The 10,548-nt window shown below is 58.2% G+C and carries 12 protein-coding genes and 1 riboswitch; of the genes, 9 read left to right on the top strand and 3 right to left on the bottom strand.

Annotated elements, in window-relative coordinates:
* Nucleotides 1-287 precede the first annotated feature (287 nt).
* Nucleotides 288-1,055, top strand: a complete 768-nt coding sequence (locus HZB29_05475; GenBank protein ID MBI5815042.1) for a hypothetical protein — start codon at nt 288-290, stop codon at nt 1,053-1,055.
* Nucleotides 1,056-1,196: 141 nt separating this feature from the next.
* On the opposite strand, the gene HZB29_05470 is transcribed toward HZB29_05475, so the two are convergent.
* From HZB29_05470 to secA, 3 genes are read right to left on the bottom strand one after another with little or no spacing between them, the layout of a single operon-like run.
* The gene (locus HZB29_05470) at nt 1,197-1,523 is read right to left on the bottom strand and encodes a DUF86 domain-containing protein (protein ID MBI5815041.1); all 327 of its coding nucleotides are present in this window, start codon (nt 1,521-1,523) and stop codon (nt 1,197-1,199) included.
* A complete protein-coding gene (locus HZB29_05465) occupies nt 1,513-1,815 on the bottom strand; it encodes a nucleotidyltransferase domain-containing protein (protein MBI5815040.1) in 303 nt (100 codons plus the stop codon). The genes HZB29_05470 and HZB29_05465 overlap by 11 nt, the downstream gene beginning before the upstream one ends.
* A 36-nt stretch (nt 1,816-1,851) precedes the next feature.
* Nucleotides 1,852-4,527, bottom strand: coding sequence for a preprotein translocase subunit SecA (gene secA, locus HZB29_05460; protein ID MBI5815039.1), 2,676 nt, complete (start codon nt 4,525-4,527; stop codon nt 1,852-1,854).
* A gap of 137 nt (nt 4,528-4,664) precedes the next feature.
* On the opposite strand from secA, the gene HZB29_05455 reads away from it, so the two are divergent.
* The 8 genes from HZB29_05455 (at nt 4,665) to cobD (ending at nt 10,535) form a co-directional block, all read left to right on the top strand.
* Nucleotides 4,665-4,877 (top strand): type II toxin-antitoxin system prevent-host-death family antitoxin, encoded by a 213-nt coding sequence (locus HZB29_05455; GenBank protein MBI5815038.1) that lies wholly within the window; start codon nt 4,665-4,667, stop codon nt 4,875-4,877.
* 148 nt (nt 4,878-5,025) lie between these two features.
* Nucleotides 5,026-5,124 (top strand): type II toxin-antitoxin system RelE/ParE family toxin, encoded by a 99-nt coding sequence (locus HZB29_05450; GenBank protein ID MBI5815037.1) that lies wholly within the window; start codon nt 5,026-5,028, stop codon nt 5,122-5,124.
* A gap of 112 nt (nt 5,125-5,236) precedes the next feature.
* Nucleotides 5,237-5,427, top strand: a riboswitch (cobalamin riboswitch).
* Nucleotides 5,428-5,575: 148 nt separating this feature from the next.
* The gene (locus HZB29_05445) at nt 5,576-6,193 is read left to right on the top strand and encodes a histidine phosphatase family protein (protein MBI5815036.1); all 618 of its coding nucleotides are present in this window, start codon (nt 5,576-5,578) and stop codon (nt 6,191-6,193) included.
* Nucleotides 6,181-6,717 carry a bifunctional adenosylcobinamide kinase/adenosylcobinamide-phosphate guanylyltransferase gene (cobU, locus tag HZB29_05440; protein MBI5815035.1) on the top strand — a complete coding sequence of 179 codons (537 nt, stop codon included), beginning with the start codon at nt 6,181-6,183 and terminating at the stop codon, nt 6,715-6,717. Before HZB29_05445 ends, cobU begins: the two co-directional genes overlap by 13 nt.
* Nucleotides 6,717-7,781 carry a nicotinate-nucleotide--dimethylbenzimidazole phosphoribosyltransferase gene (cobT, locus tag HZB29_05435; protein MBI5815034.1) on the top strand — a complete coding sequence of 355 codons (1,065 nt, stop codon included), beginning with the start codon at nt 6,717-6,719 and terminating at the stop codon, nt 7,779-7,781. Before cobU ends, cobT begins: the two co-directional genes overlap by 1 nt.
* Entirely contained in the window at nt 7,778-8,515 is a 738-nt protein-coding gene (gene cobS / locus HZB29_05430) for an adenosylcobinamide-GDP ribazoletransferase (protein ID MBI5815033.1), read from the top strand. Before cobT ends, cobS begins: the two co-directional genes overlap by 4 nt.
* Nucleotides 8,512-9,582 (top strand): threonine-phosphate decarboxylase, encoded by a 1,071-nt coding sequence (locus HZB29_05425; GenBank protein MBI5815032.1) that lies wholly within the window; start codon nt 8,512-8,514, stop codon nt 9,580-9,582. The genes cobS and HZB29_05425 overlap by 4 nt, the downstream gene beginning before the upstream one ends.
* Nucleotides 9,579-10,535 carry a cobalamin biosynthesis protein CobD gene (cobD, locus tag HZB29_05420; protein MBI5815031.1) on the top strand — a complete coding sequence of 319 codons (957 nt, stop codon included), beginning with the start codon at nt 9,579-9,581 and terminating at the stop codon, nt 10,533-10,535. The genes HZB29_05425 and cobD overlap by 4 nt, the downstream gene beginning before the upstream one ends.
* Nucleotides 10,536-10,548 lie beyond the last annotated feature (13 nt).

Genomic DNA, 10,548 nt, shown 5'->3' with positions numbered 1-10,548 from the left:
TCCGTTAACGCCTCTAAAAACCTCATCTTCCGAGTCTCCTGTAACCACTCTGTCCGCTTCATGGCGTTTCCTCCTGGATACACCATAGAACCGGACAGTTTATGTGCTACAGACCCGGACAGTTTATGTGCTCTCTACAGGCGCCAATATTTTGCTTGCATTTATCCGGGGCGCATTTAAAATGAATGGATATTTTTTGCATTCAAATTGCGCGGGTGTGCGCCAGCCGTCCGGTCCGGAGGTCTGGTATTTTCCATTCACTTTTTAATGTAAGGCGGATTGTGCAGATGGACATGATGAAAAGAATCACAGTAGCAGTGTTATTGGTGGCTTCGGCCGTGTTCACCGCGTCTTGCGGGTCCACTTCCGGCGGTTCGTCGTCCGCAGGCGGATCTACCGACTCGTCGTCCAGCGCCAGCACGGACACTACGACAACTCCGGAACCAGCGCCGACGGAATGCGTGGCCGCGCACGACAACGCGGCGTGGACCACCGGCGCGGACTGCGGCCCGTACACCTACGCCAACGGCGGGGATTATTACAACTTCGACCTTTCCGGCGCACCGAACTTTCTTAAAGGCAGGATATCCTTCAAGGTCGTCGGCCTGGATGACAGCAGGCTGCCTGGTGACATGATGTGGCTCATCTTCGGCAAGATGCTGGGCAACGGCAACAACGAAGCCAACTTCCAGTACGCGATGTGGGCCGGCGGCGCCAGCGAGGAGCGCATAATAACCCAAAGGTTCGACGGCTCTTGCTCCACCACCCTGGCCAACGGGGCGCGCGGCTGCGAAGAGCAGGACCGGCAGACGTTCATCGAGTGGAACGGCGGCACGGTCTACAGGTTTGAAGTCAGTTGGGGCGACGGGATCGTGGGCGTGAAAATTTACGATTCGGCCACCGATGTGAATATCTACGATGGCTGGATTTCCACCCACGGCGACTTCTATGGCGCCGATTACATCCATGTGGGCAACGGCGCTTTCCCGGGCTACTCCTGGGGCGTGAGCGGAGGCATCACAGTGAGCGACCTGAGGCTGTCCATCCTCCAGTAACAACCTTTTCCGGCGTTACCCGCGCCGCCAGTCTGAAAAGGCTGGCGGCGTTTTTTTTGGTCAGCGCAAAATGAACATTTTGAGTTTTCAATGATAATGGCCGATTTGAACAGTCTTTCAGGCGGCCTTTACTTACGGGAATTAAACGATTTTTCCGACCTTCCGTTTCAAATCGGGAGCGTCAAGCGCCGCGGCGTTCCATACGATTCTCCAATCAACCGCGAAATAAGCGTGAACGGCGATATTCCTGAATGCGATTATGTCCTCCCATTCAACGCCGGGGCTGCGTTGTTTGAGTGTGGTGGACACCCTTGCAGCCGCTTCACCTATCACTATCAGTTTTTGAAGGACGGCGCTCATTAATATTTCATCCGCGAGAAAAGCGCTTTCGCCTTTTCCCTTGATGAATCTTTCAATATCGCCGGCGCCCTGGATGATGTCGTCGAGGTAAAGGCGGTTACCGCGCATAGATGACTTTGGCGTGGGCCAGGACATCTTCACGCACCGCCGGTTTAAGGCCGTTTTTCGGGACGAGGTCCACCTTCCGGCCAATGGCCTCGGAAAGCTCCCTGCCTATCTTTGAAAACTCGATAAAACCGATCCTGGATTCCGGAACAAACTGCACAAGCAAATCCACGTCGGAATCCTCGCCATATCCACCTGTCACCGAGGAGCCGAAAACGGACAGCTCGGACACATCGTGCCGTTTACAGATATCGGCGATGTTTTCAAGCGGTATGTCCAGTTCAATTTTATCCATGCTCTGATTTTAACAGGTTTTCGTCAGCGTGGGCGTTCACTCGTTCGCGCCGTGGCACTTCTTGTATTTCTTGCCGGACCCGCAGGGGCATGGATCGTTGCGGCCAACTTTTTTGGCGCTGCGTTTCACCGTCTCCTGTTTGTGCTCCTCCGGCTGGCCGTGACTTTCGATCACCCGTCGCCGTTCGGCGCGGTGGACCAGCCTCTGCTCATGCCGGGCCTCCTCCTGGGTCTGCACCCGCACATGGCACAGGGCGGCCACGCTGTCCTCCCGGATTCGGTCTATCATCTCCATGAAAAGTTCCATCCCCTCTTTCTTGTATTCGTTGAGGGGATTCTTGGAGGCGTAGCCGCGAAGCCCGATCCCTTCCTTGAGGTGGTCCATGTTCAAAAGATGGTCCCGCCAGTTGTTGTCCACTATGTTAAGGGTGATGTATTTGACGATCTGCATCCAGCCTTCGTCCCCCATCTGTGTCCGGCGCGCTTCCATCCTGGTCACAACTTCCTTCTCCAGCGCCTCGTGCAATGGGGGGAAAGTGACAGTGGCGAAATCGAACCTTTGGCCGGCCACTGTTACGTTGTTTCCCTCGTCCACCGTTATCTCCGTTCCGAAATGGCGGAGCAAAGCGTCTTTTAACCCCGCAAAGTCCCAATCTTCAGGCTGGGCGGCCTCGGGGGTATGGGCGGCCATGTCGTCGTCGAGCACCTGCCTGCCCATGTCCAGTATCGTCTCGAAAAGCCCCTCGCCGGAAAGGATCGTGCGGCGCTGGTCGTATATCCCTTCGCGCTGCTTGTTCATAACGTCGTCGTATTCGAGCAGGTGCTTGCGTATATCGAAGTTGTGCGCCTCCACCTTGCGCTGGGCGTTCTCTATGGCGCGGGTGACAAGCTTGTGCTCGATGGGCTCGCCCTCCTCCATCCCCATTTTCATAAGGCCCGCCACCCGGTCGGAGGCGAATATGCGCATAAGGTCGTCCTCCAGCGACAGGTAGAACCGGGACGCCCCCGGGTCCCCCTGCCGTCCGGCGCGGCCGCGCAGCTGGTTGTCTATCCGGCGGGACTCGTGCCTCTCCGTGCCGATGATATGCAGTCCGCCGGCTTTGACCACTTCCTTGTGTTCCTCGGCGCAGATTCCGCGTATTTCCGCAAGCGACGTTTCATAACCTTCGTCATCTTCCAGAATGCCGCGCGCCTTTAACATCATGTCCGGGTTGCCCCCCAGAATGATGTCCGTGCCGCGCCCGGCCATGTTCGTGGCGATGGTCACGGCCCCAAGCCTTCCCGCCTGGGCCACGATCTCCGCCTCGCGCTCGTGCTGCTTGGCGTTTAGCACATTGTGGCGGACCCCCATGCGCTTTAGCATGTTGGAGATATGCTCGGATTTTTCGATGGAGATGGTGCCCACCAGCACCGGCTGCCCTTCCTTGTGCAGCTCGGCGATCTGATTGACTATTGCGTCGTATTTTTCCTTGGAGGTGGCGTAAATCTGGTCGGCCAGGTCGTTGCGAACCATGTCGCGGTTGGTGGGGATAATCAGCACTTCTATATTGTATGTGCCGGCGAATTCCGCCGCCTCGGTGTCCGCAGTGCCGGTCATGCCGGAAAGGTTGTTGTATAACCGGAAAAAGTTCTGGAACGTTATGGTGGCAAGGGTCTGGTTCTCGTTCTCGATCTCCACCCCTTCTTTGGCCTCTATGGCCTGGTGCAGCCCGTCGCTCCACCTGCGGCCCGGCATGAGCCTTCCGGTGAACTCGTCCACTATCACCACCTTGCCGTCCTTGACAACGTAGTCCACGTCCAGCTTGAACAGCGTGTGGGCGCGCAACCCTTGCTGCACGTGATGGAGCACCTCAACGTTTTCCGGGTCGTAAAGGTTGCCCACCCCCAGCGATTTTTCCGCCACGGCGATACCCTCTTCCGTGAGCATCACCTGCCGCGCCTTTTCATCAATTGTGTAGTAGACCTCCTTTTTCAGGAGGTTGGGGATGATCCTGTTTATGGTGTAATACTTGTCGGTGGACTCCTCCGCCTGGCCGGAGATGATAAGCGGGGTGCGCGCCTCGTCTATGAGTATGCTGTCCACCTCGTCCACGATCGCGTAGTTAAGCTCCCGCTGGACACAGTTGTCCAGGGAGAATTTCATGTTGTCGCGAAGGTAGTCGAACCCGAACTCGTTGTTGGTCCCATAGGTGATGTCGCACCCGTAGGCCGCCTTGCGCTCCTCGTCGTCCAGCCCGTGCTGGATCACGCCGACGGACATGCCAAGGAAGTTGTATATCTTGCCCATCCATTCGCTGTCGCGCCGGGCAAGGTAGTCGTTGACGGTGATGACGTGGGCGCCGCGTCCGGACAGGGCGTTCAAGTACACCGGGCACGTGGCCACAAGGGTCTTGCCTTCGCCGGTGCGCATCTCGGCGATCTTCCCTTCGTGCAGGGCCACGCCGCCGATTATCTGCACGTCGAAATGGCGCATGTTCAGAACGCGCCACCCGGCCTCCCGCACGACAGCGAAAGCTTCCGGCAGCAGGTCATCGAGCGTGGCGCCGTTGGCGATCCTCTCCTTGAACTCGGCGGTCTTTGCGCGAAGCTGGTCGTCCGAAAGGGCCTTTGTGGCCCCCTCGTGGGAGTTCACCGCGTCCACGTAGGCCTGTATCCTTTTCAATTCGCGGTCGTTTCTCGACCCGAACACTTTTCTTATAAGCGACCCGAGCATCCACATCCTCTTTGAAGAAAAGAGCATTATGAATCCTATCAGCCCCGTCTTCAACGGTAATTTTAGGCGGGCGGGAGCCCGGAGGACAAGAATGCATCGATATTGTATAATCCGGATCAGGCAATGGAGATATATGGATGAAAGTGTTACGCAAGAAGAAAATCGCCCCTGAAGTGGTTTTGCGGAACGGTGAACCGGCGGCCGTGATAATCGACATAGACGAGTACCGAGAAATTCTGGAGCGTTTGGAGGACAGCGAAGACATAAAGACGCTGGAAAAAATCAGGAAACGCCCGCAAAAATTCAGGAAACTGGACGATTTTCTGAAGGAAGGCCCTCCTTGTGCATGAAATCTGGATTGAAAAGTCGGCTGAAAAGGATTTAAGACGGCTTTCAGCTCCAGATTATAAAAAAATAGTTAAACGCATCAAGGCGCTTTCCGAAGACCCCCACCCTTCAGGCTGCCGGAAAATATCAGACTCAACGCACGATTGACGCATCAGGATTGGCGATTACCGCGTGATCTACGAAATAGACGAGCCGCGAAAAATAGTCAGGATAATGATCGTAAAACATCGTAAAGACGCTTATAGATAATTATTCAAACCCGGAGCCAGCAAGCGAAGGGCAGGCTGTTTCCCTTTTCCTTTTGCCTAACGCCACTCTTTTAAATCTTTCCATCTTGAAATCAACCACAGGTTGTATATATACTCCATCCACCGGCGAAGGTTCCCCCGCGGGGGATGAAAAGGGAAGGCCGTGAAAACCGGCCGCGGTCCCGCCGCTGTAAGTGGGTACGAAAGCTTCATTTTTGCCACTTTCCCCATAAGTGGGATGGGAAGGCGAAGCTGGTAGGACGATCCACAAGCCAGAAGACCTGCCACGCTGGAAGGAAGAGTTGGGCCCCGGGAAAGGGCCGGAACGCTTCTGCCGAGGGTGGCCAAGAAAACCGGGTGCAGTCTCCCTCCATGGGCTTGATTTGTCTATGGAGGATTGTTATGACGCGCGTTTGTTCCATTCCGTCCCGGTTTGGCCGGATGAAATCCGCATGACCGGTTCCGGCAAGATCATTTTAGTCCGCCACGGCTCCACCAAATGCGCCGCCGAGGGGAGATTCTGCGGCGTTTCGGACATTCCGCTCGATCCCGATGGGATCAGGCAGGCGGAGACGGTGGCCAAAGATCTCATCCCCGAAAAACCTTCCGCCATTTTCTCAAGCCCCTTAAAACGCGCCCACAGCACCGCCCTTGCCACGGCCGCTTTGACCGGCCTGCCCGTGAAGGTGATGGAGAGCCTGGCGGAGGCGGACTTTGGCGATTGGGAAAACCTCGCGCCGGATGAAATTGAAAGAATGTTCCCGGAAAGCTATTCCTCCCTGAAATCCGGCGGCATGGACTTTACTTTTCCCAACGGCGAGCGGCTGCGCGATTTTTGCGCCAGGGTGGAGTCTGCTTCGGCGGAAATTATCAATCGGGCGGACGGCGGTTGCGTTGCGGTGTTCACCCACGGCGGGGTGATCCGGTACATGCTATGCCACATGCTTGGGCTGGAATACAGCAAGTATTCCGCGTTTTATGTGCCGCCGGGGGGGCGGGCTGTGGTGGAAACGCACAATGGCAAAGGAGTGCTGACGGCTCTTGTGGGGAATGGAAAATGGGAAAGCTGACTCTGGTGACAGGTGGATGCCGCAGCGGCAAAAGCGCATTCGCCCAGAACCTCGCCGAGAAAAGCGGCCGGGCGCGTTATTTTATCGCCACGGCGCAGGCTCTCGACGGGGAGATGGCGGAGCGGATCGCGCTGCATATGAAGAAACGGGAGGGGAAAGGTTTTACGGTGATCGAGGAGCCGCTCGACCTTGCCGGAGCCATAGAAAGCGTCCCTGCCGGATGCGTGGCGATAGTGGATTGTCTTTCGCTGTGGGTGAGCAACATGATGCTGGCCCATGACGGCGTGAAGGAAAACGATATCGCGTCGGCGGCCCTCGAATTCTTAAATCAGGCAAAAGCATCGGGCGCCGATTTTATTTTTGTCACAAACGAGGTGGGATTGGGAATCGTGCCGGACAACGCCATGGGGCGGTCGTATCGCGACCTGCTGGGCAGGGCGAACCAGCAGACGGCCGCCATGGCGGATGGAGTCTATATGTTAATAAGCGGCATTCCGCTGTCACTTAAAAATGGAGGATCGTGATGAACCTGATAGAAAAGACCGTCTCCGCCATCAAACCGGCAAGCGCAAAGGCGCGGGAGAACGCGCGCGCCAGGCTTATGAGCCTTACCATGCCCCAATGGGCGTTGGGCAGGATTATGGACCTGGCCGAATCACTCGCCGGGATGGCCGGGGACATGAAGTTTGACGTGGCCCGGAAAACAATCGTGGTGATGGCGGGGGACCACGGCGTCGCCGCCGAGGGGGTGAGCCTGTATCCCAAGGACGTCACCGCCCAGATGGTGGCAAATTTCATCGCGGGGGGCGCTGGGGTAAACGCGTTGGCGCGGGTGAGCGGAGCGCGGGTGGTGGTGGTGGACATGGGGGTGGACTCTGACCTTTCCGCCATGGCCGACGGGGTAAAATTTATCGTCAAAAAGATACGCAAAGGCTCGTCCAACATAGCCTCCGGCCCCGCCATGAGCCGGGAAGAGGCGCAGGCCGCAGTCACCGCAGGGATAGAGACAGCGCTTTCCCTGGCGGATTCCACCGACGTTTTTGGCACGGGAGACATGGGGATCGGCAACACCACCCCAAGCTCGGCCATAGTCTCCGCCATCACCGGCAAATCCCCCGATGAAGTCACCGGGCGCGGGACCGGCATTGACGACGCCCAGCGGAGGCGCAAAGTCGGCGTCGTGGAAAAAGCGCTGGCGGTGAACAGGCCAAACCCGGCCGACGGGCTGGACGTGCTGGCGAAGGTTGGCGGATTTGAAATCGGCGGGCTGGCCGGGCTGATCCTTGGCGCCGCGTCGCTTCGCAAGCCGGTGGTGGTGGACGGATTCATTTCCACGGCGGCGGCGCTGGTGGCCAAGGCGATATGCAAGGACGCGGCGGACTACATGATCGCGGCGCACCTTAGCGTGGAGCCGGGGCACAAGGTCATGCTCGACAATCTTGGCTTGCGGGCGCACCTGGACCTTAACATGCGGCTAGGCGAAGGGAGCGGCGCGGCCATCGCCATGTGCATCGTGGAAGCGGCCCACAGGGTGCTCAACGAAGTGGCCACGTTCGAGTCCGCCGGTGTTTCCCGTTCGGACAAATGAAGCGCTTCATGGCCGCGCTGGCCTTTCTGACGGCGTTACCCGTTCCGGAATCCCTTCGTGGGGAGACGAAGTATATGGCCGGGTGCGCCATCCATTTCCCCGCCGTGGGCCTTTTAATAGGAGTCCTGTTGATCGGGATCAACTACGGCGCCATCCACCTTTTCGCTCCACTGCCGGCGGCGGTGATCACGGCGATCGCCATGTCGTGGGTATCCGGCGGGCTGCACATGGACGGCCTTGCGGACACGGCGGACGGCTTCCTGAGCGGCGCCGCCCGGGAACGCATTTTTGAGATCATGAAAGACAGCAGGACCGGGGCCATGGGGGTGTTCGCGGTGGCAAGCGTGGTGGCGCTAAAATCGGCCTCCATCGCCTCGCTTAAGCCGGACGTGACGTGCGCGGCGCTGATTTTGACTCCTTTCGCGGGCCGCATCGCCATGCTGGCGGCGATTTCCATATATCCATATGTGTCCGGCGCCAATGGGCTTGGAAACGTTTTTGCGCCGGGCGTCAATACGCGAGGCTCGGTGTTGTGGTGGGCTATAATGGCCGCCGCTGGAGCCGTCATGGCCGGGATCACCGGGATTGCCTGGGTGATCGGCGTCACATTTACATTCTTCGCTTTCGGCGCTTATTGCCGCCGCAAGATCGGCGGAATGACGGGGGACACATACGGCGCCCTTTGCGAAATGACCGAGACCGTCTCGCTGTTGCTTTTGACGGCGGCGATATGAACGGCGGCCTTTTTTACCACGGGGGGGACACAGGGCGATACGCGGAAGAGTCCGGCCTTAAGCCGGGCGAAATCACCGATTTTTCGGCCAACCTCAATCCGCTTGGGCCGCCGTCGTGGTTAAAACCGCTGCTCGACGACGTTTACGGCGACATCACAAAATATCCAGACCCGGGCGCTTCCGGATTCGTCCGCGCTGTGTCGCAAAAGACCGGCGAGCCGGAGAGTAATATTGTGCCCGGCAATGGAGCCACGGAACTTTTACGCGCCATACCCGCCGCGTTGCGGGTCAAAAGGGGAGTGATACCGGTCCCCTCATACACCGATTACGAAAAGGCCTGCCTGCTGGCGCGAATGGAGGTGGAGACCGTCGAATGCCGCGAAGCGGACAGTTTTGCGATTCACGCAGATGCGTTGCGAAGAACGATTCGCGATGGCGATATCGTGTTCATCGGCAGGCCGAACAATCCCACAGGCCACGTGATGGGCGGGGACGAATTAAGAGAACTGGCGCTTTCATCCCCTTCGTCGGCTTTTGTGGTGGACGAGTCCTTCGGCGGATTCGTGGAGGGGTTTGACTCGCTGGCCATACGCCGGCCGGGCAACGTGATCGTGGTGGTGTCGCTTACAAAACTTTTCTGCATCCCCGGCCTGCGCGCGGGATACCTTGTCGCCGATGAAAAGATCGCCTCGGCGATACGCGACCACATTCCGCCATGGTCAATGAACACCTTTGCCCAGGCCGCCGCCGCCAGAGCTGTAATGGACGACGGCTACGTGGCCGCGTCGCAAAAATTCGTCCGTGAAAGGCGGGACGAGCTTATAAAAAATATCGGCCCAATCGGCGCGTTCACCGTTTTTCCGCCCGCCGCAAACTTCATCCTGGCCAGGATAAACGTTGACGGGCTTGATTGCCATGCGCTTTATTCGCGCATGTTGAAAAAAGGGGCGGCCATCCGGCGGTGCGATAATTTCCGGGGGCTTGGCTCCCGCTATTTCCGCGTGGCGGTGCGCGGTGAGAAGGAGAACGCAAAGCTCGTGGCGGCGCTTGAGGATGCGATCAGGTGACGGGCGGGCTTGCGCTCATCGGCGCAGTATTGCTGGACCTTGCCCTGGGCGACCCTGAAAATATTCCGCATCCGGTGCGGCTCATCGGATCGGCGGCGGCTCGGGCCGAAACGTTACTGCGCAAGTCCATAAACAATGAACGGATCGCCGGAATCCTCGCCACCGTCATCATTGTGGGAGGCACCGGAGCGATTGCGTGGGCAACGGTGGAGGCGCTTTCCAGAATCTCGATTTATCTCGGCTTTGCCGCACAGGTGATAATCATCTATCAGTCCATCGCGCTAAAAGACCTTTCCGGTCATGCCATGGCGGTGCATGCGGCGCTGGCCGGGAATGATATCGGCGAGGCGCGGCGGCGCGTGGGGATGATCGTGGGGCGGGACACGGAAGACCTCGGCGGAGAAGGAATATCCCGCGCCTGCGTGGAAAGCGTGGCGGAAAGCGTTGTTGACGGGGTGACCGCGCCCATATTCTTCGCCGCGATAGGAGGCCCGGCGGCGGCGATGGCGTACCGGGCGGCCAACACGCTCGATTCCATGTTCGGCCACAAAGATCAGCGATACATAAATTTCGGATGGGCGGCGGCGAGGCTGGACGACACGCTCAATTACATCCCCGCCCGGCTCACGGCGCCGGTGGTTCTCCTGGCCGCGTTAATATTAAAGATGGACGCATCAGGCGCATTGAAGATATGGCTCCGTGATGGCCGCAAGCACGCAAGCCCCAATTCCGGATTGACCGAGGCGGCCTTCGCCGGAGCGCTGGAGGTAACACTTGGCGGACCGCGAAGCTATGACGGAACGATCCATGGAAGTCCGCTAATAGGCGATGGCGGGATGGAGTTGTCCGGCGCAACCATCAAAAAAGCTGTGATGCTTGCGTACATGGCGGCGTTTATTTTTACTGTGGTTGCGCTGGCCGGACTGGCTGCTTTCAAGTGGTTTGTTTATTAACGGCCGGTCAAAT

The sequence above is a fragment of the Nitrospinota bacterium genome, assembly GCA_016235255.1.
GTDB lineage: Bacteria > Nitrospinota_A > UBA7883 > UBA7883 > JACRLM01 > JACRLM01.
This window is presented reverse-complemented; position numbering and strand designations above follow the sequence as displayed.

Excerpts from the sequence above, each read along its gene's own strand:
- HZB29_05425 (MBI5815032.1), top strand. The coding sequence starts at position 8,512 with ATGAACGGCGGCCTTTTTTACCACGGGGGGGACACAGGGCGATACGCG.
- HZB29_05475 (MBI5815042.1), top strand. The coding sequence starts at position 288 with ATGGACATGATGAAAAGAATCACAGTAGCAGTGTTATTGGTGGCTTCG.
- secA (MBI5815039.1), bottom strand. The coding sequence starts at position 4,527 with ATGCTCGGGTCGCTTATAAGAAAAGTGTTCGGGTCGAGAAACGACCGC.
- HZB29_05455 (MBI5815038.1), top strand. The coding sequence starts at position 4,665 with ATGAAAGTGTTACGCAAGAAGAAAATCGCCCCTGAAGTGGTTTTGCGG.
- cobS (MBI5815033.1), top strand. The coding sequence starts at position 7,778 with ATGAAGCGCTTCATGGCCGCGCTGGCCTTTCTGACGGCGTTACCCGTT.
- HZB29_05445 (MBI5815036.1), top strand. The coding sequence starts at position 5,576 with ATGACCGGTTCCGGCAAGATCATTTTAGTCCGCCACGGCTCCACCAAA.
- cobU (MBI5815035.1), top strand. The coding sequence starts at position 6,181 with ATGGGAAAGCTGACTCTGGTGACAGGTGGATGCCGCAGCGGCAAAAGC.
- HZB29_05465 (MBI5815040.1), bottom strand. The coding sequence starts at position 1,815 with ATGGATAAAATTGAACTGGACATACCGCTTGAAAACATCGCCGATATC.
- cobT (MBI5815034.1), top strand. The coding sequence starts at position 6,717 with ATGAACCTGATAGAAAAGACCGTCTCCGCCATCAAACCGGCAAGCGCA.
- HZB29_05470 (MBI5815041.1), bottom strand. The coding sequence starts at position 1,523 with ATGCGCGGTAACCGCCTTTACCTCGACGACATCATCCAGGGCGCCGGC.